The sequence below is a fragment of the Streptomyces sp. CB01881 genome (genome assembly GCF_002953255.1).
In the GTDB taxonomy this organism is placed as follows: Bacteria; Actinomycetota; Actinomycetes; order Streptomycetales; family Streptomycetaceae; genus Kitasatospora.
This window is the reverse complement of sequence record NZ_CP026498.1, coordinates 855320-880235: the sequence shown is the minus strand read 5'-3', so window position 1 is coordinate 880235 and position 24916 is coordinate 855320. Positions and strand designations below refer to the sequence as shown.

The 24916-nt window shown below is 73.0% G+C and carries 15 protein-coding genes; 10 read left to right on the top strand and 5 right to left on the bottom strand.

Annotation, left to right across the window (positions count from 1 at the left end; all coding sequences use genetic code 11):
• Positions 1-4: 4 nt before the first annotated feature.
• The 4 genes from C2142_RS04060 to C2142_RS04045 all read left to right on the top strand — a co-directional run bounded on the left by C2142_RS04060 (position 5) and on the right by C2142_RS04045 (position 6088).
• Positions 5-850, top strand: a complete 846-nt coding sequence (locus C2142_RS04060; protein WP_148641119.1) for a carbohydrate ABC transporter permease — start codon at positions 5-7, stop codon at positions 848-850.
• A gap of 93 nt (positions 851-943) precedes the next feature.
• Positions 944-2905, top strand: coding sequence for a cellulase family glycosylhydrolase (locus C2142_RS04055; RefSeq protein WP_277347222.1), 1962 nt, complete (start codon positions 944-946; stop codon positions 2903-2905).
• A gap of 37 nt (positions 2906-2942) precedes the next feature.
• On the top strand, positions 2943-4697 hold the full coding sequence (locus C2142_RS04050; RefSeq protein ID WP_148641118.1) for a beta-galactosidase: 1755 nt from the start codon (positions 2943-2945) through the stop codon (positions 4695-4697).
• 533 nt (positions 4698-5230) lie between these two features.
• Positions 5231-6088 (top strand): glutathione S-transferase C-terminal domain-containing protein, encoded by an 858-nt coding sequence (locus tag C2142_RS04045; protein WP_148641117.1) that lies wholly within the window; start codon positions 5231-5233, stop codon positions 6086-6088.
• A gap of 358 nt (positions 6089-6446) precedes the next feature.
• On the opposite strand, the gene C2142_RS04040 is transcribed toward C2142_RS04045, so the two are convergent.
• Together C2142_RS04040 and C2142_RS04035 are read right to left on the bottom strand one after the other, a co-directional pair.
• A complete protein-coding gene (locus C2142_RS04040; protein WP_148641116.1) occupies positions 6447-8792 on the bottom strand; it encodes an ABC transporter permease in 2346 nt (781 codons plus the stop codon).
• Positions 8789-9481, bottom strand: a complete 693-nt coding sequence (locus C2142_RS04035) for an ABC transporter ATP-binding protein (protein ID WP_148641115.1) — start codon at positions 9479-9481, stop codon at positions 8789-8791. Before C2142_RS04035 ends, C2142_RS04040 begins: the two co-directional genes overlap by 4 nt.
• Positions 9482-9686: 205 nt before the next feature.
• Here C2142_RS04035 and C2142_RS04030 point away from each other — a divergent pair, with 205 nt between their 5' ends.
• Positions 9687-10859, top strand: coding sequence for a sensor histidine kinase (locus C2142_RS04030; protein WP_241002364.1), 1173 nt, complete (start codon positions 9687-9689; stop codon positions 10857-10859).
• Positions 10856-11536 carry a response regulator transcription factor gene (locus C2142_RS04025; protein ID WP_148641113.1) on the top strand — a complete coding sequence of 227 codons (681 nt, stop codon included), beginning with the start codon at positions 10856-10858 and terminating at the stop codon, positions 11534-11536. Before C2142_RS04030 ends, C2142_RS04025 begins: the two co-directional genes overlap by 4 nt.
• A gap of 81 nt (positions 11537-11617) precedes the next feature.
• On the opposite strand, the gene C2142_RS04020 is transcribed toward C2142_RS04025, so the two are convergent.
• The 3 genes from C2142_RS04020 to C2142_RS04010 all read right to left on the bottom strand — a co-directional run bounded on the left by C2142_RS04020 (position 11618) and on the right by C2142_RS04010 (position 15177).
• Positions 11618-12235 (bottom strand): hypothetical protein, encoded by a 618-nt coding sequence (locus C2142_RS04020; RefSeq protein WP_148641112.1) that lies wholly within the window; start codon positions 12233-12235, stop codon positions 11618-11620.
• Between the two features lie 272 nt (positions 12236-12507).
• The gene (locus C2142_RS04015) at positions 12508-14166 is read right to left on the bottom strand and encodes a beta-1,3-glucanase family protein (protein ID WP_241002363.1); all 1659 of its coding nucleotides are present in this window, start codon (positions 14164-14166) and stop codon (positions 12508-12510) included.
• A 522-nt stretch (positions 14167-14688) separates the two neighbouring features.
• Positions 14689-15177, bottom strand: a complete 489-nt coding sequence (locus C2142_RS04010) for an Lrp/AsnC family transcriptional regulator (protein WP_148641111.1) — start codon at positions 15175-15177, stop codon at positions 14689-14691.
• Positions 15178-15337: 160 nt separating this feature from the next.
• On the opposite strand from C2142_RS04010, the gene C2142_RS04005 reads away from it, so the two are divergent.
• The 4 genes from C2142_RS04005 to C2142_RS03990 all read left to right on the top strand — a co-directional run bounded on the left by C2142_RS04005 (position 15338) and on the right by C2142_RS03990 (position 24741).
• A complete protein-coding gene (locus C2142_RS04005) occupies positions 15338-17011 on the top strand; it encodes a histidine decarboxylase (RefSeq protein WP_148641110.1) in 1674 nt (557 codons plus the stop codon).
• 403 nt (positions 17012-17414) lie between these two features.
• Complete coding sequence (locus tag C2142_RS04000; protein WP_148641109.1) at positions 17415-19361, top strand: hypothetical protein; 1947 nt, start codon at positions 17415-17417, stop codon at positions 19359-19361.
• Between the two features lie 269 nt (positions 19362-19630).
• The gene (locus C2142_RS03995; protein WP_148641108.1) at positions 19631-21691 is read left to right on the top strand and encodes a phospholipase C, phosphocholine-specific; all 2061 of its coding nucleotides are present in this window, start codon (positions 19631-19633) and stop codon (positions 21689-21691) included.
• A gap of 365 nt (positions 21692-22056) precedes the next feature.
• The gene (locus C2142_RS03990; protein ID WP_241002362.1) at positions 22057-24741 is read left to right on the top strand and encodes a SpoIIE family protein phosphatase; all 2685 of its coding nucleotides are present in this window, start codon (positions 22057-22059) and stop codon (positions 24739-24741) included.
• Positions 24742-24916: the final 175 nt, after the last annotated feature.

Below are 24916 nucleotides of genomic sequence, written 5' to 3'. Positions count from 1 at the left end.
CGGAATGCGAAGCACGCGAGAGCTGCCGCAGGTACTTCGCCGGTGCGCGCGCGGGGCGCTGGCGGGCCTGCTGACGGCCGTGTTCCTGACGCCCTTCTACCTGATGCTGCGCAACGCGCTGATGGACACGCGGGGCCTGACGTCACCGGACTGGACCTGGTGGCCGTCGACCATGCACTGGGAGAACTTCAGCGGGCTCTTCAGCGACCCCGCCCTGCACATGGGCCAGGCCCTCGGCAACTCGCTGCTGATCGCCGCGATCACCGCCCCGGTGTCGACGGTCCTCGCCTCCGCCGCCGGATACGCCCTCGCGCGGATACCGGTGCCCGGGCGTGGCGTTCTGCTCGCCCTGGTGGTGGCCACGCTGATGATCCCCGGCTCGGTGACGTTCGTGCCCACCTTCGTCCTCGTGGGCTCCATGGGCGGGGTCAACACGCTGTGGGGAATCATCGCGCCCGGGCTGTTCAACCCCTTCGCCGTCCTGCTCTTCCGCAACTTCTACCTCCAGTTCCCCACCGAGATCGAGGAGGCCGGACGCCTGGACGGGCTCGGCTGGCTCGGCCTCTACCGCCGGATCGCGTTGCCGTCGTCCGGGGCGATGCTGGCGTCGCTCGGCGCGCTCGCCTTCATCGACAGCTGGAACTCCTTCCTGTGGCCGCTCGTCATCGGCCAGGACCCGTCCGCGTGGACGGCCCAGATCGCCCTGTCGACCTTCCTCACCTCCCAGAGCATCAACCTGCCCGGACTGTTCGCCGGAGCCGTTGTGACCATCACACCGCTGGTGGCCATGTTCCTGGTCGCCCAGCGCTACATCGTCGAAGGCATCGCCACCAGCGGACTCAAGGGCTGAGCCGCCCCCGGTCCGCCCCCCTGACTCCGGACCGCCGGTCCGGGCCGCACCATCCGAAGATCCGAGGCCCCACCCCACCCTGGAGGGGAAACCATGAGGTCAGACAGCCCGCCTCCCACCGCCCGACGCTCCTTCGCCCGAATCCTGCCCGCCGCGGCCGTCGCGGCGGCCCTCGCCCTCGGGGGAACACCCGCTGCCGCCGCAGCGCCCCCCACCACCGCCCCGACCACCGCGTCCGCCATGACGGGGACGCAGCTCGCGGCGTCGTGGACGGGCCCGCTGAGCACCCGGGGCCGGTACATCGTCGACGCCAACGGCGACCGCTTCAAGCTGAAGGCCGGCAACTGGGCCGGCGCGCAGGGCACCTGGGAGGGCAGCGGGGACGCCAACGACCCCGCCCACAACCAGGCGGGACAGGTGTCGCACAACATCCCGCTGGGCCTGGACCGGACACCGATGACGCAGATCCTGGCCGACTTCCACGGCCTGGGCCTCAACAGCGTGCGACTGCCGTTCGCCAACGCGCTGATCCACGACACCGGCACCGTGCCGGACGCGGCGGTGGCCGCCAACCCGCAGCTGAAGGGCAAGACCCCGCTGCAGGTCTTCGACGCGGTGGTCGCCGCACTGACCGCCGAGGGCTTCGCGGTCATCCTCAACAACCACACCACCACCTACCGCTTCTGCTGCGGCCTGGACGGCAACGAGCGCTGGAACAGCGGCCAGTCCACCCAGCAGTGGGAGGCGGACTGGCTGTTCATGGTGCAGCGGTACCAGGCGAACAAGCGCGTCGTGGGTGCGGACCTGCGCAACGAGGTCCGCCGCGACACCTGGGACAACCCCAACTGGGGCTGGGGCGACTCCCACGACGAGTACGCCGCGTTCGAGGAGGCCGGCAACCGGATCCTCCAGGCCGACCCCGACATGCTGGTCGTCATGGAGGGCATCAACTGGTCCGGGATCCCGACCGCGATCACCTGGCACGAACGACCGATGCTCACCCCGGTGCGCAACCTCTCGAACACGCTGGTCCGGTCGGACAAGCTCGTCTACGCGGCCCACTTCTACGCCTACACCGGGCCCGCCAACACCGGGGCGGACAGCGGCCCGGGCTCCACCGGCGACCCCCGCTACCAGGACTTCACCCCCGAACAGCTCGCCCAGGTCGTCAACGACGAGGCGCTGTTCGTCACCCAGTCCGGTCAGCACTTCACGGCGCCGGTGTGGATCAGCGAGTTCGGCGCGGCGGGCCGCGGCTCGGCCAACGCCAAGGAGCAGGCCTGGTTCCACAACTTCACCGACATCCTGGTGAAGAACGACGCCGACTTCGCCCAGTGGCCGGTCGTCGGCTGGAGCGACGCCAACGGCAACCCGCAGGACAACTGGGCCCTGCTCTCCTACGACGCCACCGGCAAGCGGCTCGGCCTGGGCGACCCCGGCGACTGGCGGGCCGCCGACTGGAACAAGCTGGTCAACGCGCCCGGCCTCACCGGCCCGGTGGCACCGGTCAACCGCTGGAACATGCTCGACCTCGACTTCGGCGACCAGAACGTCTCCGGCCGCATGCTCGCCCAGGGCGACTGGTCCAACGGCAACCGCAAGGGCAACTGCCCCGACACCGAGCGCCTGGTCGGCCTCGGCCGCAGCGACAGCCGCGGCCTGTGCACCGACGCGGGCCGGCCCGCCGCCGGAGCCGGCGCCTGGGTGACCGTCACCGACGAGCGCTACGTCACCCACGGCGACTGGGCCTCGGGCTACAACAAGCTCCAGTGCCCCGACAACACCTACGCCGTCGGCTACAGCGTCCACGGCAACGCGATGTCCGCCCTGCTCTGCGCGCCTGCCGCAGCCCCGCTGCCGACCACCGGGCGCAACGCCTGGTTCGACCACGGCGACAACCGCCCCGCCACGGGCGGCTCCACCGCCAGCGACTGGGCACCCGGCTACTACAAGGGCCAGTGCGCCGACAACGAGTACCTCGCCGGCGTCGCCTACACCTGGAAGTGGAACCACGGCGGAGTCCCCGACGCCCTGCTCTGCCGCCCCCTGAACTGACCCGACGACCGCCTCGACCGCAAGGAGCACCACGGCAATGCCACGACTGGAGATCGCCGCAGACGGCTTCCGCCTCGACGACCGACCGCTGCGGATCATCTCCGGCGGGCTGCACTACTTCCGCGTCCACCCGGAGCAGTGGGCCGACCGGCTCCGCAAGGCACGCCTGATGGGGCTGAACACGGTCGAGACCTACGTCCCGTGGAACCTCCACGCGCCCCGGCGCGGGGAGTTCCGGCTGGACGCAGGTCTCGACCTGCCCCGGTTCCTCGACCTGGCCGCCGCCGAAGGCCTGTACGTGCTGCTGCGCCCGGGCCCGTACATCTGCGCCGAGTGGGAGGGCGGGGGCCTGCCCTCCTGGCTGCTCGCCGACGAGGACGTCGAACTGCGCAGCCGCGACCCGCGCTACCTGAAGGCGGTGGACGACTACCTCGGCGCCCTGATGCCGTCCGTCCTCCCCCACCTCTCCACCCGCGGCGGCCCGGTCCTCGCCGTCCAGTTGGAGAACGAGTACGGCGCGTACGGCGAGGACTCCGGCTACCTGGAGGAGCTGGCGCAGATGCTGGACCGGCACGGAGTGGACGTGCCGCTGTTCACCTGCGACCAGCCCTTCGACCTGGCACGCGGCGGCCTCGACGGCGTCCTGCGCACCGTCAACCTCGGCAGCCGGGTGGACGCCGGGCTCGCCGAACTGCGCACGCAACAGCCGTCCGGGCCGCTGATGTGCAGCGAGTTCTGGATCGGCTGGTTCGACCGCTGGGGCGGCACCCATGTCACCCGCAGCGCGGCCGACGCCGCGGCGGACCTCGACCGGCTGCTCGCGGCCGGTGCCTCGGTCAACATCTACATGTTCCACGGCGGCACCAACTTCGGCCTCACCAACGGCGCCAACGACAAGGGCAGGTACCGCCCCACCGTCACCTCGTACGACTACGACGCGCCGCTGGACGAGGCCGGCGACCCCGGTCCCAAGTACGCCGCCTTCCGTGAGGTCATCGCCAGGTACGCGCCCGTCCCCGAGCAGCCGGTACCCGCCCCCGCACCCAAACTTTCCCCGGTCGTCGTCGAACTCACCGCCTGCGCAAGCCTCCTGGACCACCGCGAGGGTCTCGGCAGTGCGGTGCACGCCGACCGCCCCCAGCTGATGGAGGAGCTGGGCCAGTCCTTCGGATTCGTCCTGTACGAGACGGTGCTCCCGGCGGCCGGGCCGGCGGTCCTGAGCATCGCCGAGGTGCGCGACCGCGCCCAGGTCTTCGTCGACGGCCAGCCGGTCGGCGTCCTGGAACGCGAGAGCCACGAGCACGCCCTCGCCTTCCACGTGCCCCGCGGCGGCGCGCACCTGGCCGTGCTGGTGGAGAACCAGGGCAGGGTCAACTACGGGCAGGGCATGCACGACCGCAAGGGGCTGCGCGGTGAGGTCACCGTCAACGGCCAGGCCCCGGACGGCTGGTCCAGCCGACCGCTGCCCCTCGACGATCTGCGCGGGCTCTCCTTCGCCGCGTCCGGGCCGGCCGTTCCGCCGGTCGGCCCGGCCTTCCACCGCGGACACCTCGACCTGGAGCGGCCGGCCGACGGCTTCATCGCCCTGGACGGCTGGACCAAGGGCCAGGTGTGGATCAACGGCTTCGCACTCGGCCGGTACTGGTCCCGAGGCCCGCAGACCACGCTCTACGTCCCCGCGCCGGTCCTGAAGGCCGGCCGGAACGAGATTACGGTGCTCGAACTGCACGGCTCCACCACCCGCACCGTGGAACTGCGGGGCACTCCCGATCTGGGCCCCACCGAGGACTGAGGCCGACGACGCCCCCGCCTCGGCATCTCCGCCCGAGCCGGAGGCAACCGACGTAGGAGAAGAGTCGGTCCAGCGGGCCGTACCTGCCGATCGGTGAGTACGGCCCGGACTGATCGTCCAGGTGAGCGGGACGCGGCGTCCCACGATGTGGGACGCGGCCGTTCCCTGCTGCCGGAACCCTTGACGGGGCGTCGAAGCGGGAAGAGACTCCGAGACGCAGATCCTCAAGCGTGGGCGGGAGAGCCGTGAGGCGAGTGGAGCCGGTGACCGACGGCGTGGCCCACGCCGTCCGGCTGCTCCCCGTGCTGACGCACCGTCGCCACATCGATCTGCAGCGGGTGTGCAGCAGCATGGCCTGAGTGCCTGCTCCCCGCCGTCCGGCGACCACTCCCGTCCGGCGGCCACCGCCGTCCGGCGGCCACCGCCGTCCGAGCCCGCGGGGCCCTCGCCTCTCCTGAGCCCACCCTTCACCCCGCCCGATCAGTCCGATCAGTCGTACGCGCGTCCGCGTACCTCCGACGCCCGGGAGACCCATGTCCTCCTCGTTCCCCTCCGTCGAGCCCTCCCTCCGTGGGCGCATCGGTCACGATGCCCGAAGCGGGTACTACCCCGTGCCCCACCGCTACCGCCTCCACCTCGCGCTCTCCTGTCCGGACGGTCTGCGGATCGCCGTCACCCACAGCCTGCTCGGCCTCGACGGCACCCTTCCGGTGACGCTGCTGCCGGCACTGCCGGACGCGGGTGACGACGGCTACCTCGCGCTGCGACCGCTGTACGAGGCGAGCTCCCACCGCCACCCCGGTCCGGCGACCCCACCGGTGCTCAGCGACGGCTGGAGCGGACGGATCGTCAGCACCGACCCCGCCGGGATCCTCACCGACCTGGCCCGGCGGTTCGCCGGACCCGACCTGTCCCCGCGTGGCGCCGAGACCGCGATCGAGACGGTCGGACTGCTGTGCGAGCGGAGCATCAACGGCCCGGCTCAGCGTGCGGGCCGGACCGACACCGACACGGCCGCGCGCGCGACGGCCCTGGACGTCCTGATGGACGGGCTGGCCCTGATCGAGCGCCGCCTGGACGACCGGGACCACCTGCTGGGCGAGGAGCCGACCCTCGCGGACGTACGGCTCTGGGTGACCCTGGTCCAGCTGGACACCGTGCACCGCTGGCACCTCGACGCCGCCGCCGTGCACCGCATCGCCGAACACACCCGGGTGTGGGCCTACGCCCGCCGACTGGCCGGCCACCCCGCCTTCGGCCGCCACCTCGCCCTGGACGACATCGCCCTCCGCCACCACTCGCGCTGCCTGGGCAGGGAGGCCGCCGGAGCGGCGATGCAGATCGTGGACTGGGCGGAGCACGCCCAGCCGCGGGCGCAGCAGCCCGGCTGAGGGCGGGATCGGGCCCCGGCGGGCCCGGCTCGACCGGTACCTGATGGCAGGAGCCCGGCCGACGGGACCAGCGGTGTCGACGCGGCGGCGACGGCGGCCCGCCGAGCGGCCGGGATGCCCGTCCGGGGCGGGGCAGCGTGCTGTTCGGGGCCGGCTCCGGACAGGGCGTCGGTACGTCCGCGTACGCCGGCGCCCGATGGACGGGAGGGGAGCCGTTGCGCAGGGTGCCGCGGAGGTGTTCCGGCTCACGACGGGGGACACCGCCTGGTGGCCTGCCGGAGGGCCCTGCGAGCGAGTGAGCGCTCGCACGCTGTGAACCACGCAGGCCCGGATCGCGGTCGCTCGCCGACCTCGGACGTCACTCGGTGCGCAGCGCCGTGACCGTACGGGCGCGCGCGGTCCGGACGGCGGGCAGCAGCGCGCCGACGGCGGCGATCACCAGGCCGCCGGCGCCGAGCACGACGAGCTCCGCCGCCGGGAAGACGTGAACGGCCGCGCCGGGGAGGCGCAGCCCGGCGTGGTGTCCCATGGCCGGCGCGGTGACCGTGTGCAGCGCGACGCCCGCGAGCAGCCCGATGGCGCCGCCGGCCAGTCCGCCGGGGGTCACCGATGCCATGACCATCGCGAGGGTCTGACCGGGCGTCATGCCGAGTGCCTTGGCGATGCCGATCTCACGGGCACGCTCGTGCGTGTCGAGAACGACGGTGTTGAGCACTCCCAGGCCCGCCACCGTGACGAGCATCAGGGTGAGCAGGGCGGTCAGCGTGTCGAGGGCGGCGATCACGTCGCTCGACCCCGTGGCCCGGCCGGTCTCGACGGTGGCGCCCAGCGGTGTGAGCTCCGCGCCCAGCCCGTCGAGGTAGCGGGTGACGTTGCTGCCCTGCCGCACGGTGACGTAGTAGCTGCGGGGTGCCACGTCGGTGAACGTCGCGCCGTGGGCGAGGACTTCGTTGGTCTGTGCGTGCGGGTCGAAGACCTCGCCGACGATCCGGACGGGGACCGTCCGACCGTGGTCCTCCAGCCGGACGGTGTCCCCGACCCGCGCGCCGGCCGCGGTCAGGAAGGTGGACGGGGCGACGGCCTCGCCGGGGCCCTGGAACCAGCGTCCGGAGACCATCCGGTAGCCGGCCCTGGAGGCGTCACCGTTGAACGCGAAGACCCTGGTGGTGCCGGCCACGCCCGCGACGGTCAGCTCCGCCTGCCCGACGCTGTAGTACGAACCCGTCTCCGCCCGGCCGTTGACCGCCCGTTCGACCGAGGTGGCCAGAGTGGCGGGATCGGGGGTGGCCGAGGCCGCGCCCGGGCGGGGAAGGAGGTGTACGGCGACGTCGGCGGAGTCGTGGTTCTTGGCGGCCTGCACCCAGGTGGTCGTGGCGGTGATGCCGACGGCGAAGGTGGTGGCGGCGGTGCCGAACACGATCGCCGCGAGCATCCCGGCCGCCCGCGCGGGGCGGGCGAACGGGAGCGCGAGGCCGAGGGCGAGCGGGCGGGGGAGCGGGAGCCGGGCGGTCAGCCGGGTGACGCGCCTCCCGTGTCCGCCGTGCGTGGTCCGGCCGACGGCGAGTGCGTCGACGGTGCGCAGCCGGCCGGCCCGCAGTGCGACGGCCCACGCGGTGAGGGCCGCCAGGCCGAGCGCGCCCGTCACGGCGGCGAGATCGACCCACGGCGCCACGACCGTGCCGGTGGTGCCGTAGACCTGTGCGGTGGCGGAGAGCACCGGGACGGCCAGGGCGTTGCCCGCGACGACGCCCAGCGCGGTGCCGGCCGCCGCCGGGATCAGCGCCTGGCCGACGTAGGAGCGCACCACCTGGGCCGGGGTGAAACCGACGGCCTTGAGGATGCCGATGCGCCGGGTGGCCGTACCGACCGCCCCGGCGACGACCACGCCGACGATCAGCAGCGACATCAGGACGCCGAGCAGGCCGAAGGAGATGAGCAGGGGCACGAACAGCGCGGTGTTGCGGTCGGAGCCCTGCTTGGTGGTGAGCCAGGACTGCGTGCCGCGCAGCGCCCCCGCCGGGGTTGCCGCGGTGATGGCGGCCCGGTCGGCGGCGATCCGGGCCTCGGTGTCCGCGGCGGCGAAGCGGTAGAGCATCTGGTAGCCGCCGGTCGTGCCGGGGCCGGTGAGCGCGGTGATGCCGGACGGTGCCACCCAGCCGTCGCCGCTGCGGCCGACCGAGCGGGCGAAGCCGACGACGGTGAGAGCGGGACCGCCGGGGAGCCCGGGGAGGCGCAGCACCGTGCCCAGTTCCCCGACAGGGCTGTCGTAGTCGACGGACAGGACGATCTGGCCGGGGCTCGCCGGCCAGCTTCCCCGGACCAGCGTGACGCGGTCGACCGGGCCGTCCGGGTCGGCCCGGCCGACGATCCGCAGCGGCGGCAGGGACATGCCGGCGGGAAGGCCGACGTCCGCCTGCGGGTCGACCGTCGTGGTGCGGAACGGGCCTGCGGTGGCCGTGACACCGGCCGCCCGGGCGGTCTCCCGGAGCTGTGGCCCGGTGGCCAGGGCGGCGTCGAACTCGGCCGTCAGATGGGCCCCGCGCTGCGCGGCGAAGGCCCGGTCGAAGGGCCCGCCGGAGGCCACCAGCAGTGATCCGCCGAGGACGGACGCCGTCACCGCGATCATCGTGGCCAGCACGATCACCACCGTCTGGACCCTCCGGCGGCGCACGCCCGACCGCACCACCCGTCCGACCCCCTTCATCGGACGGCCTCCGTCCGGGTGTCGGCGGCGATCCGGCCGTCCACGATGCTGATCGTGCGGGTCGCGCAGGCGCGCGCCAGCGTCAGGTCGTGGGTGACGGTGACGATGGTCTGGCCGTCCTCGTTCAGCCGGGTGAGCAGGTGCTCGACGTCCTCGCCGGAGGCGGAGTCCAGGGCGCCGGTCGGTTCGTCGGCCAGCAGCAGGGCCGGACGGTTCATCAGGGCGCGGGCCACTGCGACCCGCTGGCGCTCCCCTCCGGACAGCCGGGACGGGTGGGCGCGCGCGTGGCGGGCGATCCCGAGCACGTTGAGCAGCTCCGCCGAGCGGCGTCGCGCCTCGGCACGTTCCACTCCGGCCAGGTCGGCCGGGAGCATCACGTTCTCGGCCACCGTCAGGTCGTCCAGCAGGTTGAAGAACTGGAACACCATGCCGATCTTGGCCCGGCGGTAGCGGGCGGCGCCGGCCTCGCCCAGCCGGTCCACCCGGACGCCGTCCACCGTGACCGTGCCCGCGCTGGGCCGGTCCAGGCCGGCGATCAGGTTGAGCAGGGTGGACTTGCCGCTGCCGGAGGGTCCGAGGACCGCCACCGACTCCCCGGTCTCCACGGTCAGCGACACGGCGTCCAGGGCCGGCGGCCCCTCGTCGTACCGGCGGCTCACACCGGTCAGCTCGATCACGGGCACGGTCATGGGTCGTCTCCCTCGGTCCGCTTCTGTGTGACGGTGTGAAGCCTGGCGCCGAGGGCCTGCCGGGCACGTCGCTCCGGCGGGGCAATTCGCGTACCGCACCGGGAGCATGCCGCCCGATGTCATCCTTGCGATGTATCCGGAAGTCGCAGGCGGATGATCGCGGGGAAGGATGCGCCGGGGCGGCGGGGTCCGCCACAATCGTCCGGTGACGAGGTTCCTCCCCCCACGCCCGACCCCACGCGGCGGCCGATGGTCCGACGCGGCGCTGGCGCTGGTCCTGGCGCTGGTGGGCAGCCGGTACGTTCTGATCATCGACGGTCCGGTCGGCTGGCTCGGCCGGCCGCTCCTGGTGCTTCTCGCGCCGCTGCCGCTGGTGCTCCGGCGCCGCTTCCCGCTGGCGGTGCTGTGGGCGGTGCTGGTCCTCGCCGTGCCGGTGGGGCGGCTCTCCGGGGACCTCGGGTACTGGGAGGGGGTCGTCTGCCTGGTGGCGATCCACAACGCCACCGTGCACTGCGTCCACCGGGCGGCCACCCTGGCGAGTCTGCCGGCGGCGGCGGCCGGGCTGGTGTTGCTGTTCACCGGCGCGAAGCTGCCGGAGTTCCCGAACGGCGTGGTCGCGCTGCTCGTGCTGATCCCGGTGCTCGCGGTGGCGTACGAGATCCGGCAGTGGCGCCGCCGGGTCGACGAGCAGCGGGAGCGGCTCCTGGCCCTGGAGCGGGGGCAGGTCGAGGCGCTGAACCGGGCGGTGGAGCACGAACGGGCGCGGATCGCGCGAGAGTTGCACGACGTGGTGACCCACAACGTCGGGGTGATGGTCATTCAGGCGGGTGCCGCCCGCAAGATCATGGACAAGGAACCCGACCTCGCCCGTGAGGCCCTGCTCGCCGTGGAGAGCGGCGGCCGGGCGGCGATGACCGAACTGCGCCAGGTGATGGGCCTGCTGACCATGGACTCCGACGGCCCCGACGCCGCGGCGGACCTGGTACCCCAGCCCGGCGTGGACCGGCTCGATGCCTTGGTCGACGGGGTCCGGCGGGCGGGACTGCCGGTGGAGTTGACGGTGCTGGGGCCACCGCGCGCGGTGCCGCCGGGGGTCGAACTGGCCGCCTACCGCGTGGTGCAGGAGGCGCTGACCAACACGATCAAGCATGCCGGCGGCGCGACCGCCGAGGTGAACGTCGAGTACACCGCCGAGCGGCTTCGGGTGGAGATCACCGACACCGGGGGCCGTCCCGGCGCCGCCGCGGCCACCGGCAGCGGACGCGGGCTGATCGGCCTGCGCGAACGCCTCTCCGTCCACGGCGGCACCCTGGAGACCGGACCGCGTCCGCGCGGAGGCTACCGGGTCCGCGCGCTGATACCCCTGGAGGGCCCGTGACCGATCCGCTGCGCGTCGTGGTGGCCGATGACCAGGTGCTGGTGCGCACCGGGTTCCGGCTGATCCTGATGTCCGAGGGCATCGAGGTGGTGGCCGAGGCCGCCAACGGTGCCGAGGCCGTCGAAGCCGTCCGCCGCACCAGCCCCGATGTCGTGCTGATGGACATCCGGATGCCGGACATGGACGGCCTGGAGGCCACCCGGCGCATCGTCACGGATGCGGCCGACGGCCCCCGGGTGCTCATCCTGACCACCTTCGACCTGGACCACTACGTCTACGCCGCGCTCTCGGCAGGCGCGAGTGGTTTCCTGCTCAAGGACGTCAGCCCTGAGCACCTCACCGCCGCCGTCCACCTGGTGCGCACCGGTGACGCCCTGCTGGCCCCGGCCATCACCCGTCGCCTGGTCGAACGCTTCGCCCGCCGCGACTGCGGCACGGCGTCACTGCACCGTTCGCTGACCGCGCTGACACCCCGGGAGCTGGAGGTCATGGGCCTGCTCGGCCGAGGACTGAGCAACGCCGAACTGGCGGCCCGGCTCCAACTCTCGGAGGCGACCGTCAAGACGCACGTCGCCCGTGTCCTGGCCAAGCTGGGCCTCCGCGACCGGGCTCAGGCCGTGGTGGCCGCCTACGAGACCGGACTGATCAGTGTCGGCGGGGGTGCGAGCGCGCCGTAGCCCCGTCTCACGGCCCTGCCGAACGTGCGGCGGTGGCGCTCGGTGACGCACGGGCGGGGTGATGGCTCAGTGGGTGCGGGCTCAGTGGGTGCGGGCCAGGCCCTCGGCGAGGGGGCCGAACAGCAGGCCCCAGCTGTCCGGGACGGTGGCGATCGCGGCGGCGAGGTAGCCGCGGACGACCGTCCACTCGTCGGGGTGGTGGAGCGGGCCGTGGGTGATGACGGTCTCCAGGCAGTCGTCGACGGCGTCGGCGAAGTCGTCGTCGTCCGGCCCGGCGTAGCCCAGGCGCTCGCAGGCCTGCTCGATGTCGGCAGACGGGCCGGTCTCCGCGTCGAGGTCGGTGACCGCATCGAGGAGGTAGAGCAGATGGCCGCCCGGCTCCGGGAGTTCGGTGCGCAGGCCGTCGGTGGTGAACGTCCGCTCGGCGTCGTCCTCGACCAGGCCGGAGCCTTCGGCGGCCTCGGCGACCAGCGTGGCCCAGTACGCCGGATCGTGCGGGCCGTCGCTCTGGCGCAGGTGGGCGGCGGCGAACGCGGCCATCGCGTCCGGGTCGTCGATGAGGGGCGAGACGACCAGGTCGCTGCGGTGGTCGAAGCCGAAGAAGTGGCGGCGCCCGTCGAGCGTGAGCGACTCGATGGCGGCGACATGGCCGACCCGTCCGGGCAACGGCTCGTACCGGGTGGCGGATTCGGTGTTCATGGGGACGACCGTAGCGGGGGCCGCCGACATCAGCGGCCATGGACGGGCGGGCGTGGACGGGCGGCGGGAGAGGCAAGGTCCCCCGGGGAGGTGGGACGTTGCATCCGGCGCTCGTTGTCGTCCCCTGCGACCGGCAGGGACGGTGTGTCGTTCGCTTCCACGCGACCGGCGAGTTGCGAGAGGACCGCAACCGCCTCCCCGGCCGGGCCGCCGCAGCGCGGGCGTCCTTCTCCGGTCCGCCGGATGGTCCGGATGATCCGGACGGAGGGTGCCTAGCCGAACGTGAACCAGTTGAGGTTGACGAAGTCGGCGCCCTGCCCGCTGGTGAAGGTGAGGTACACGGTGTGCCTGCCGGTGGTCCGGGTGATGTCGGTGGGCACCGTCCGCCAGCTCTGCCAGCCGCCGGTGTTGGCGACGGCGAAGCTGCCGACCGGTGCGGCGGTCGGGCTGTCCAGCCGCACCTGGACCAGGCCACTGACCCCGGGTGCGGCGCCGGAGGCGACCCGGGCCTGGAACCGGGTCGCGCCGGAGCTGCCGAAGTCCACGCCGGCGTAGCCGAGCCAGTCGCCGTTCGCGATCCAGCCGATGTCCTGGCCGCCGCCGGTGTCGCCGCAGGCCTCCGGTGCGGTGCCGGACTGCGAGCTGTGGGACTCGGCCTGGATGGTGGCGAACGCGCTCGTCCCGCCGCCGGGTTGCGGTGACGGCCCGGGGTCGGCCGGGCCCTGGGCGCCTCCGACGGTGACGGACAGCAGGGTCGGGCTCGCCGACTGCACCCTGCCCTCGAAGTCCACGCCGGCCGGGTGGACGTCGTCGTACGGGAACGCGTAGCCGAGGTGGTCGGGGTTGGTCGCGTGCAGGATGCGGGCGTAGTGGTTGGTGCGCGGGGCGGTGTAGAAGGCGGCCGGGTTCTCGCCGTCCGGCTGGTGCGGATTCCCCAGCAGGGTGGTGCGGTTGAGCGCGGCGGCGAGCCGGGCGCTCAGGTTGCCCATCAGGTCGTTGCCGGTGGTGAACGGCGCCGAGCTGCAGTTGAAGACGGCGGCGGTGGAGGGCTTGGCGAAGCCGCCGACTCCGGGGAAGGTGAGCACGCCGTTGCTGACCCGGCCGGTGACGGTGCCCCAGCCGGCCTGGGTGTCGATCACCAGGTCGGTGCCCTGGTACTTCTGCCACACGGCGGTGAGGTGGCTGTCCAGGTAGCCGTTGAACAGCGACGGATCGGCACTGATCGCCGTGTTGGGGCTGAGGATGCGCAGGGTCCGGCCGGCGGAGTCCGGGACGATCAGCCGGGCCCAGTCGCCGCCGTCGCCGGCGGCCTGCGTGCGCAGCGCGTTCGCGGCGGAGTCCAGGCCGCCGGCGGGCAGGCCGCGGACGCTCTGCCGCCCGCCGGCGGCGGTCAGGTCGAACGCGATCGGGACGGCGGCGAAGTCGACGTAGCTGATGTTGGCGTACAACTGGTCCGGCCCGTAGGTGAATTCGCAGAACCCGTAGGAGGTGCCGATGTTGGGGTCGCTCGGGTTGCTCACCGAGGGCAGCGCGATGCCCGGGCCCGGGTTGACCAGGAAGACCAGCTCACGGCCGACGGAGAAGTAGATCCGTCCGCTGAAGAGGTAAGGCAGTTGGATCCGCCTCGGGGTGCCGCCGGGTGCACCCAGCGCGATGGCACAGTCGGCGCCGAGCGGCGCGCCCGGGGCGGCGGGGGAGGCCGGGTGGTAGAGCGTGCTGCCGTCGGAGCGCAGGAAGGCCCAGCTGTTGCCCTGGGCCGGGTCGAGGCCGAGGACGTAGGCGTAGACCGGCTGGGACGACACGGTGTTGACCAGATCGACGTCGAGCCGCTGCGGGGTGGTACTGCCGTCCGCGGTCGGGGACAGGGCGAACAGTGCCGGCGCGGTCAGGGCCGCGACGGAGGCGCCGAGCATGGTCCGGCGAGTGATCACGGGGGCTCCGGAGGTGGTGGGGGCGGGCCGGCAGCGCGGACTGCGCCGCCTGGTCGTCACCCTCCCGCCCGGGCCTGGACACGTCAATGCCTGTAACCGTAAGCGGCCCTTAAGTCTGATTCGATTGATTTCTTGAAGGCTGAGCCTCACTCAGGCGGCGCTGTCGTATGGCGCTCCGGGGGCAATGGCTGCGCTTCCGACCTGTCCGACGGTCCTCACCAGTGGCTCGGCTGGTGGCCCTCACGGGCAGTTGGGGGGCGTTCCCTCGTTTCGGACAGTGGAGGGAAGGGGTCACCGCCGTCGACGGACAAGGAGGCGCCGGCCGATGCTCGGGCGCCACCACGAGGTCCGTGATCGGTGCCGGCTTCTGGCCGGCACTCCATGGCCCCGTAGGCCGTGGCCCCGCGCCCGTCGCCGCATCGGGCCGGTACACCTTGAGGACGGCCCCCGGCCTCCCGCCGGCAGGACGACGCGCGCCTGCCGGCAGGACGACGCGTGCCCGGCGGGAAGGGCCAGACGCGGTCAGACGCGCCCCAGGTAGCGGCGGCCCGGTATCTGCTCGAAGATCAGGTTGGTGCGGGTCTGGGCCACCGCCGGGTGGGTGGTGAGGTGGTCGACGACGAAGTCGCGCAGGGCCTCGGGGCCGGCGACGCCGACGTGCAGGAGGTAGTCGTCGGAGCCGGCCATGTGGAAGACGGCCAGGACGCCGGGCAGGTCGGGGGCGGTGCTGCGGAAGCTCTCGTTCTGCTCGCGGGTGTGGGCGCGCAGCCGGACCGAGATCATCGCCTGGAGCGGCAGGCCGATGGCCGCCGGGTCGACCTCGGCGCGGTAGCCGCGGATGACGTTGCGTTCCTGGAGGGCGCGGACGCGGGCCAGGCAGGTGGAGGGGGCGATGCCCACCGCCTCGGCGAGGGCGTTGTTCGGGATGCGGGCGTTGTCGGCGAGGGCGCGGATGATCGCCCGGTCCGTGTCGTCGATGGGGGTCCGCCGGTGCTGCGGATTGTTCGGCATGCCCGCCAGGATTCCAGCCGAATCCGTCGATGAGCAAACTCATCCGGCCTTCGATCGAATCTTGTTCGGAGGAGCTTCCCAGAATCGCTGGAGAGTTCCATCCTGGGCGCGGGCGGCGAACGCCCCCCAACCTCCCCACCACGCCCGGAGTGCCCCGCCCATGAGCCCGACCGCCACCTTCGCCGCGCCTGCGACCGTGCCTGCGACCGCCGCCGCGACCGCCGTCGACCCGGGCCCGGAGCTGGACGGCGGTGACTTCGTGCTCCCCGCGGCCGGACTGGACGACGCCCAGCGGCTGCGCGCGCTGGACACGGTGGACGAGTACCTGACGCGCAAGCGCAAGCACCTGGTCGGCTACCAGGCGACCCAGGACATGCAGGGCACCGCGCTGGACCTGGCCCGGTTCATGCCGAACAACATCAACAACCTCGGCGACCCGTTCCAGAGCGGCGGCTACAAGCCGAACACCAAGGTCGTCGAGCGCGCCGTCCTCGACTACTACGCGAAGCTGTGGCACGCGAAGCGCCCGCACGACCCCGCCGACCCCGAGTCGTACTGGGGCTACATGCTGTCCATGGGCTCGACCGAGGGCAACATGTACGCGCTCTGGAACGCCCGCGACTACCTCAGCGGCAAGGCGCTGATCCACCCGCCGGCCGCCCCCCGCGACGAGGTGCGCTACGTCCAGGCCGCGCCCGACCGGCACAACCCGAACGCCCACCGCCCGGTGGCCTTCTACTCCGAGGACACCCACTACTCCTTCGCCAAGGCCGTCCGCGTGCTGGCCGTCGAGACCTTCCAGGCCGTCGGCCTGGAGCTGTACCCGGACGAGTGCCCGCTGGTCGACCCGGCCACCGGGCGCCGCGAGTGGCCGGCCGAGGTGCCGTCCCGCCCGGGCCCGTCCGGGTTCTCCTGGGACGGCCCGGGCGAGATCGACGTCGACGCGCTCGCCGTGCTGGTCGAGTTCTTCGCCGCCAAGGGGCACCCGGTCTTCGTCAACCTCAACCTCGGCAGCACCTTCAAGGGCGCCCACGACGACGTCCGTACGGTCTGCGAGCGCCTGCTGCCGATCTTCGAGCGGCACGGCCTGCTGCGGCGCGAGGTGGTGTACGGGACGGACCCGCACACCGGGCAGCCGCTGGTCGACGTGCGCCGGGGCTTCTGGATCCACGTGGACGGCGCGCTCGGCGCGGGCTACGCGCCGTTCCTGCGGATGGCCTCCCAGGACCCGGCGTACGGCTGGACGCCGGAGGCGGAGCTGCCGGAGTTCGACTTCGGACTGGCCCTGCCCACCGCCGGGTCCGGCGAGGTCGACATGGTCTCCTCGATCGCGATGAGCGGCCACAAGTGGGCCGGCGCGCCGTGGCCCTGCGGCATCTACATGACGAAGGTGAAGTACCAGATCTCGCCGCCGTCCCAGCCGGACTACATAGGCGCGCCCGACACCACCTTCGCCGGCTCCCGCAACGGGTTCTCCCCGCTGATCCTCTGGGACCACCTGTCCCGCCACTCCTACCAGGACCAGGTCGACCGGATCCGGACCGCGCAGGAGCTCGCCGACTACCTGGAGCGGCGCCTGCTGGCCATGGAGCAGGAGCTCGGCGTCGCCCTCTGGCCTGCCCGCACCCCGGGCGCCGTCACCGTACGGTTCCGCAAGCCGAGCGCCGAACTGGTGGCGAAGTGGTCGCTGTCCTCGCAGGACGTGCTGCTCGTCCCGGGTGACGAGTCGACCCGCCGCAGCTACGTGCACGTCTTCGTGATGCCCTCGGTCGACCGCGCGAAGCTGGACGCCCTGCTCGCCGAACTCGCCGAGGACCCCGCCATCCTGGGCTGATCCACCTCTCGGGGCCGCCGGTCGGCTGCGCTGTGGAACGTTGAGCCCTCCGTGCCGGCCCCGCCTCGACCGGGACCGCACGGAGGGCTCGTCGGGCGTCCGGGGCGCCCGCGGCACCGGTGCCGACGGTGGTGCTGTCGAGCGTCTTCCGCGCCGGCGCCTGGCGGGAGGTGACGTGCGATCAGACGGGCGGCTGCCCACGGTTGCCCACGGTTGCCCGTGCCCGCCCGTGCCCGCCCGTGCCGGTCTGTGCTGCACCGGTGGATGGTTCGACTTCGAAGCGGACACGGGAAGTTCACGATCCGTCCGGTGAGGCTTTGGTTGGTGCGAGGTCCTGGGTAAGCACCTCCCGAAAGACTTGGCTGCACAGCATCACACCTCCGCCGACCCGGAAGGACCTCACGTGGCCAAACGCAAGCTCTTACTCCCTGTCGCCGCGACCAGCGCCCTGCTCGTCTTCTCCGGCTTCACCCTGGACGTCGCGGTGGCGGCACCCGCCCCCGTCTCGGGCGCCACCGCCACGGCAACCGCCCCGGCCGCCGCTTCCGCCACCGCGGCGACCCTGGCACCCCCGGCCGACGGCGTGTCAACCGCCACCGTGGCGATCCCGGCGAAGGGGGGCGAGTCCGTCGGGGCCGCCGCGCCCGCGGCCCCCGCCACGCCCGCCGGCGCACCCGCGCTGGCACTGACCTCCTACGACCCGAGGACCGGCGACGCCGTGCTCACCGCGGCCGGGAACGCGGCCGCCACCTCCGGCACCTCGACGGCCGACGTCCAGCCCGGCCGGCTGATCGACAGTCCGCCCACGCCGGCCGCACCGCAGGGCGCCCTGGTCGCCGTCACCGGGGTGAAGGAGGCCTTCGACGGGACGGTCGCCGTCAGCACCCGTCCGGCGACCCTCCCGGAACTGCTCGGTGACGCCAACACCAGTCTCAAGGCCCCGGTCGACCCCGCCTCGATCCGAGTCGAGCCGCAGGTCGAGGGCCTCAAGGCGTCCGTCGACATAGGCCCGACCAGCGGCCGGGGCACCATCACGAGCGGTCTCGGCCTGAGCGCCGACGCCACCGTCCCGCTGCCCAACGGCTCCTCGGTCCGGCTGTCCGGCTCGGTTCGGATCGACCCCGCCGTGAGCTTCTCCTACCAGGGCGGCCTCGGCGTCCTCGCGCCCCAGCAGGCCCGGGTCGGCTTCGACCTCGGCGCCCACGCCGACTGGCACGTCAGCGGCACCAACCTCGCTGCCGGCGCCTCCGTCAAGATCCCGCTCGCCAAGCTCGGCGCCAGCCCGGTGGTGATGGTCGGCCCCCTGCCGGTCGTGATCAACCTGAACCTCACGCTGTCCGCCGCCATCAGCGCGGACGGCACGGTGACGATCGACGCCGAGCAGTCGTACGACGGCCACTGGGGCGTGCACTCCGACTATGCCGTCGGCCAGGGCTGGACCACCACCACCGAGCCCGGCACGTCCACCGTCTCCCCGCTGCGCCTCGCCCTCAGCGGCAACGCCTCCGTGCGGACCGGTCTGCTGGCCGAGGGTTCGATCGCCCTCTACGACGCGGTCGGGGTGAAGGCCTCCATCGAGCCCTATCTGCGGACCGCGGTGAACGGCTCGGTCGTCCTCGGCGGTGCGACGCCCAGCGTCAACGGCACGCTCGACCTCTACGGCGGCCTCGACATCGACGGTGCGCTGATGGCCCGCCTCGTCGTCCTCGGGACTCCGGTCCTGGAGAAGGAGCTGCCGTTCCTCGCCTTCCACCGCGAGTGGCCGATCACCTCGCAGAGCGTCGGCCAGGCCCCGACAGGCTCGCCGGTCTGGACCCAGCTCGACTCCAGCGCGGGCGACGACAACCGCTCCGCCTACCTCAAGACCCGGCCGGACTGGGACTCGGGAGCCCGCAAGGCCTCGTGCCCGGACGGCAGCCGGCTGATCGGGCTCAGCCACGGCAGCGACCGCGGCCTGTGCACCAACGCCACCCAGGCCGACCCGTGGGACGCGGGCCACGCGTCCACCGTCGTGCACGACGAGACGTACGTGACCACCGACTGGGCGTACGGCTACACCAAGGCGCAGTGCCCCGCCGGCCACGTCGCGACCGGGTACAGCCGCAACGGCCGCTCCATCGGCGTTCTGTGCGCCAAGTCGGCTGTTCCGCTGAGCACTTCGGTCCGCACGGTCTGGTTCGACAAGGGCGACAACCGCCCGGCGGCGGCCGGCGGCGGTGACTTCGCGTACCGCTACTCGAAGGGGCAGTGCGCCGACGGCGAGTTCGTCGCCGGTGTGGCCTACAGCCAGCCCTGGTACGAACTCTGGGCCTCGCGGCCGTACGCGCTGCTCTGCCGGAAGCCCGCCTGACATCCCGACCCGTCACGGGAACCCGTCCTGCTCCGGCCCCGGCCCCCCGGCCCCCCGGCCTCCGGGCGGAAGCCGGAGCAGGACGGGCAGGTGCGAACCCGGCGAGGGCGGCGCGACGAGGTGATCCGCCGCCACATGTCCGTACAACTCGATGCGTTCGCCGGGCGTACAGCGGGCAGTCATGAACGGTCCGCCGGACGGTACCCCGCAGCCGCTGTCCTTGGGGAGGCCGTCCTCCACCTTCGTGACATGCAGAGGTCAATCCACCCATGCCAGAGCTGAACCGTCGCCGCTTCCTCCAACTCGCCGGCGCGACCGCCGCGTTCTCGTCGCTGTCGCAGAGCATCGCGCGAGCCGCCTCCATCGCCCCGGCCGGGGGTTCCGGCACCATCCAGGACGTCGAGCACATCGTCGTGCTGATGCAGGAGAACCGTTCGTTCGACCACTACTTCGGAACGATGAAGGGTGTCCGCGGCTTCGGCGACCCCCGCCCGGTGACCCTGCCGAGCGGCAAGTCGGTGTGGCACCAGACGGACGCCGCCAAGAAGGAGGTGCTGCCGTTCCGACCCCAGGCCAACAACCTGGGGATGCAGTTCATCCAGGACCTGAACCACGACTGGGCCGGTGGCCACAAGGCGTTCAACAGCGGCAAGTACGACCAGTGGGTCCCGGCCAAGACGGCCACCACCATGGCGTACCTGACCCGCGACGACATCCCGTTCCACTACGCGCTCGCCGACGCCTTCACCCTCTGCGACGCCTACCACTGCTCGTTCATCGGCTCCACCGACCCCAACCGCTACTACATGTGGACGGGGTACACCGGCAACGACGGCACCGGGGGCGGCCCGGTCCTCGGCAACCAGGAGGCCGGGTACAGCTGGACGACCTACCCCGAGCGGCTGGAGAAGGCCGGGATCTCCTGGAAGATCTACCAGGACGTCGGCGACGGCCTGGACGCGGCCGGCTCGTGGGGCTGGATCGGCGACGCGTACCGCGGCAACTACGGCGACAACTCACTCCTGTACTTCAACAACTACCGCAACGCCAAGCCCGGCGACCCGCTGTACGACAAGGCCCGCACCGGCACCAACGCCAAGGCGGGCGACGGCCTGTTCGACCTCCTGCGGCGCGACGTCCAGGCCGGCACGCTGCCGCAGATCTCCTGGATAGCCGCCCCCGAGGCCTTCACCGAACACCCCAACTGGCCGGCGAACTACGGTGCCTGGTACATCTCGCAGGTGCTGGACGCGCTGACCTCCAACCCCGCCGTGTGGGCCCGCACCGCGCTGTTCATCACCTACGACGAGAACGACGGCTTCTTCGATCACGTCGTGCCGCCGTTCCCGCCCGCCTCCGCCTCCCAGGGCCTGTCGACCGTGGCGACCACCGCCGACCAGTACGCCGGCAGCATCGGCTACTCCGCGGGGCCGTACGGTCTCGGCCAGCGGGTGCCGATGCTCGTCGTCTCCCCGTGGAGCACCGGCGGCTACGCCTGCTCGGAGACCTTCGACCACACCTCGATCATCCGGTTCATGGAGCGCCGCTTCGGCGTGGCGGAGCCCCACATCTCGCCCTGGCGGCGTGCGATCTGCGGCGATCTGACCTCCGCCTTCGACTTCACCGCGTCCAACGCGACGCCGGCGACGCTGCCCTCCACCGCCGCCTACCTCCCGCCGGACCGCGTCCGGCACCCGGACTACGTGCCCACCCCGCCCGCCACCGGCACCATGCCGAAGCAGGAACCGGGCGCCAGGCCGACCCGCCCGCTGAAGTACGCGCCGTACGTGGACGGCTCGGCCGACACCGCCACCGGCAAGTACCGCCTCACCTTCAGTGCGGGCAGCTCGGCGGGTGCCCAGTTCCTGGTGACCTCGCCCAACCGCACCGACGGCCCGTGGACGTACACCGCGGAGGCGGGCAAGACGATCGCGGACGCGTGGAACACCACGTACTCCAAGGGCGTCACCGACCTGACCGTCCACGGACCCAACGGCTTCCTGCGCCGCTTCCGCAACCCCGGCACGACCGCCGGGCCCGAGGTCACCGCCCGCCACGACCCGACCACCGGCAACCTCGACCTGACCTTCACCAACACGGGCGCCGTGGACGCCGTCCTCACGGTGGCCAACGCCTACGGCGGCACGCCGCAGACCGTCACGGTCCGTCGCGGCGCCACCCTCGCGTACATCGTCGACCTGAGCGCCTGCCGCCACTGGTACGACGTGACCGTCACCTCCGGCGGCACCGGCGACTTCGTCCGCCGCCTCGCCGGCCACGTCGAGACCGGCGCCCCCGGCCTCTCCGACCCCGGCATCACCACCTACTGACGCCGCCGCCGAGCGGCAGGCCGCCAGGGCGCCGGGCCGCCCCGGACACCACGGGTGTCCGGGGCGGCCCGCGCGCGGAGCGTGCGTCGCCGGTGACGTTGCGTCGCCGGTGATCGGGGCCGTCGTCCGGGCGGTACGCGCGGCACCCGTGGGGGCGCGGCACCCGCGGGGGCTCCCGCGCGGGCTCCCGCGCGAGGTCCGACCCGCGTCGTGTGTCCTCCTCGTGTCCTGCGCGGGACCATGGGCGTATGGCCAAAGACGCGGGCCGCTCTCTCCGGTTGCCCCTGCACCGACCGGGCAGCCGTCGTGGGCGGCGACCTTCACCCCCGGTGCCGCGGGAGCCGTCGCCGCAGAGCCTGCGGTCGATGATGAGCATCCGCAGCGTCGCCGGGCAGATGTTCGTCCTTCAGGTGCTGATCGTGCTGCTGCTGGTGGTGGCGGCCGTCGTCGCGCTGCTGATCCAGTCCCGCAGCGATCGTTACGACGCGGCGCGCGACCGCTCGCTCGCCGCGGCCCAGTCGTTCGCCCACGGCCCCGGTCTGGTGGAGACGATGCAGGGCCCCGATCCCAGCGCGGTGCTCCAGCCACTGACCGAGTCCGCCCGCATGGCGGCCGGGGTCGACTTCATCGTGGTGACCGACCGGAACGGCATCCGCTACACCCACCCCGATCCCGCGCAGATCGGCAAGCAGTTCGTCGGCACCATCGGGCCGTCGCTGAACGGCGGGGTCACCGTCGAGCAGGTGCACGGCCCGCTCGGCCGGGAGTACCAGGTGGTGGTCCCGGTGAAGGACGCCAACGGCGCGGTCGTGGGCATCGTGTCCTCCGGGGTGAAGGTCGCCAACGTGAGCAGTGCGATCAACCGCCAGCTGCCGGTCGTCCTGGGCGCGGGCGCCGTCGCGCTCGGACTGGCCACGGCCGGTACCGCGCTGGTGGGCAGGCGTCTCCTGCGGCAGACCCACGGCCTGGGGCCGGAGGAGATGACCCGGATGTACGAGCACCACGACGCGGTGCTGCACGCGGTGCGCGAGGGCGTGGTCATCGGCAGCGGCGACGGCCGCATCCTGCTCGCCAACGACGAGGCGCGCCAGCTGCTCGACCTCCCCCCCGATGTGGAGGGGCGCGCCGTCACCGATCTCGGCCTCGCCGCCCGCACGGAGGACCTGCTGCTCTCCGACCGCGAGGTCACCGACGAGGTGCTCCCCGTCGGCGACCGGATGCTGGCCGTCAACAACCGCCCCATCGACAGCGCGGGAGGCCCGTCCGGCAGTGTCACCACCCTGCGCGACTCCACCGAGCTGCGCGCCCTCGCCGGCAGGGCCGAGGTCGCCCGCGGCCGGCTCAGGATGCTGTACGACGCGAGCATGGCGATCGGCACCACCCTGGACGTCCGGCGCACCGCGGAGGAGCTCGCCGACCTGGCCACCGCGGAGTTCTGCGACTACGCCACCGTCGACCTCGCCGAAGCGGTCCTGCGCGGCGAGGAGCCGCTGACCCTGGCGGCGGACGACCCGGTGGAGCTGCAGAGGGTGGCACTCAGCGGCCTTCCCGACGATTCGCCGCTGTACCGCCCGGGGACGCTGGTCCGGTGGGCCGGGAGCACTCCGCAGGCGGCGGGCTTCGTCAGCGGGCGGTCCGCACTGGTCCCCGAGCTGGCGGCCGACGCCGGGTGGCGCCGGCAGGACGCCGAGCTCACGCAGGCGGTGCTGGAGTACGGCCTGGTGTCACTGATCGCCGTTCCGCTGACGGCACGGGGTGTGCTGACGGGCGTCGCCTGCTTCTGGCGCGACCGGGAGAGGGGTCCGTTCGAGGAGGACGACCTGTCGCTCGCCGAGGAGCTGGCCGCCCGGGCCGCCGTGTCCGTCGACAACGCCCGCCGTTTCACGCGCGAGCACACGATGGCCGTCACCCTGCAGCACAGCCTGTTGCCGCGCGCACTGCCCGAGCAGAGCGCCGTCGACATCGCCTTCCGCTACCTGCCCGCGCAGGCCGGGGTCGGCGGCGACTGGTTCGACGTGATCCCGCTGCCGGGTGCCCGGGTCGCGCTCGTCGTCGGCGACGTGGTCGGCCACGGCCTGCACGCGGCCGCGACGATGGGCCGCCTGCGCACCGCGGTCCAGAACTTCTCCGCCCTCGACCTGCCGCCGGACGAGCTCCTCGGACACCTGGACGAACTGGTCGCCCACATCGACCAGGAGACGGCCGCGGCCGGGGGCGAGCCCGCGATCACCGGCGCCACCTGCCTCTACGCGATCTACGACCCCAGCACCGCCACCTGTGCCCTGGCCCGGGCCGGGCATCCCCCGCCGGCCGTGGTCCACCCGGACGGCACGGTGGAGCTCCTCGACCTCCCCGCCGGTCCGCCGCTCGGTCTGGGCGGGCTGCCCTTCGAGGCCGCGGAGGTGCGGCTGCCACGGGCCGGCAGCCTCGTCCTCTACACCGACGGCCTCGTCGAGGACCGTACCCGCGACATCGGCGTCGGCCTGGACGTCCTGACGTCGGTCCTCGCCCGCCCCGGCCGGTCGCCGCAGGAGACCTGCGAGGCCGTGCTCGACGCTCTGCTGCCCGCCCGCCAGAGCGACGACATCGCCCTGCTCGTCGCCCGCACCCGCGTGCTGGAGCCCGACCGGACCGTCGCGTGGGAGGTGGCCTCGACTCCCGAGGCCGTGGCCCGGGCCCGCGCCGAGGCCACCCGCCGGCTCACGGAGTGGGGCCTCGACGAGGCCGTCTTCGTCACCGAGCTGGTGCTCAGCGAGCTGGTGACCAACGCCATCCGCTATGCGACCGGGCCGATCAAGGTGCGGCTGCTGTACGACCGCGCGCTGATCTGCGAGGTCTCCGACACCAGCAGCACCGCCCCGCACCTGCGCTACGCCGTCGCGGAGGACGAGGGCGGCCGGGGCCTGTTCCTCGTCGCCCGCCTCACCGAACGCTGGGGCGTCCGGTACACCTCGGAGGGCAAGATCATCTGGGCCGAGCAGCCGCTCCCGCCGGGTGCCCCGTCGGCCGGGCCCCCGGGCGTCGTGCGGGCCGGGCCCGTGGACGGGTAGCGGCCCTCCCCGCACGGGGCCGCCGCCGGCGCCACCGTCGCAGTGCCGGACGCGCTCGGCGACCGGCCGGCGGCCACCCGTGGCGGGCCGTGCTCGGCACCTGCGCGCGGGATGGTCATCGGACGATCCGATGAACCGGCCGATCCCCATCCGTGTGACGACGCGTCGGGAACAA

Bases quoted from the DNA above. Each gene is read 5' to 3' on its own strand.
- C2142_RS04060 (WP_148641119.1), top strand. From the start codon at position 5: ATGCGAAGCACGCGAGAGCTGCCGCAGGTACTTCGCCGGTGCGCGCGC.
- C2142_RS04055 (WP_277347222.1), top strand. From the start codon at position 944: ATGAGGTCAGACAGCCCGCCTCCCACCGCCCGACGCTCCTTCGCCCGA.
- C2142_RS04050 (WP_148641118.1), top strand. From the start codon at position 2,943: ATGCCACGACTGGAGATCGCCGCAGACGGCTTCCGCCTCGACGACCGA.
- C2142_RS04045 (WP_148641117.1), top strand. From the start codon at position 5,231: ATGTCCTCCTCGTTCCCCTCCGTCGAGCCCTCCCTCCGTGGGCGCATC.
- C2142_RS04040 (WP_148641116.1), bottom strand. From the start codon at position 8,792: ATGAAGGGGGTCGGACGGGTGGTGCGGTCGGGCGTGCGCCGCCGGAGG.
- C2142_RS04035 (WP_148641115.1), bottom strand. From the start codon at position 9,481: ATGACCGTGCCCGTGATCGAGCTGACCGGTGTGAGCCGCCGGTACGAC.
- C2142_RS04020 (WP_148641112.1), bottom strand. From the start codon at position 12,235: ATGAACACCGAATCCGCCACCCGGTACGAGCCGTTGCCCGGACGGGTC.
- C2142_RS04010 (WP_148641111.1), bottom strand. From the start codon at position 15,177: ATGCCGAACAATCCGCAGCACCGGCGGACCCCCATCGACGACACGGAC.
- C2142_RS04005 (WP_148641110.1), top strand. From the start codon at position 15,338: ATGAGCCCGACCGCCACCTTCGCCGCGCCTGCGACCGTGCCTGCGACC.
- C2142_RS03995 (WP_148641108.1), top strand. From the start codon at position 19,631: ATGCCAGAGCTGAACCGTCGCCGCTTCCTCCAACTCGCCGGCGCGACC.
- C2142_RS03990 (WP_241002362.1), top strand. From the start codon at position 22,057: ATGATGAGCATCCGCAGCGTCGCCGGGCAGATGTTCGTCCTTCAGGTG.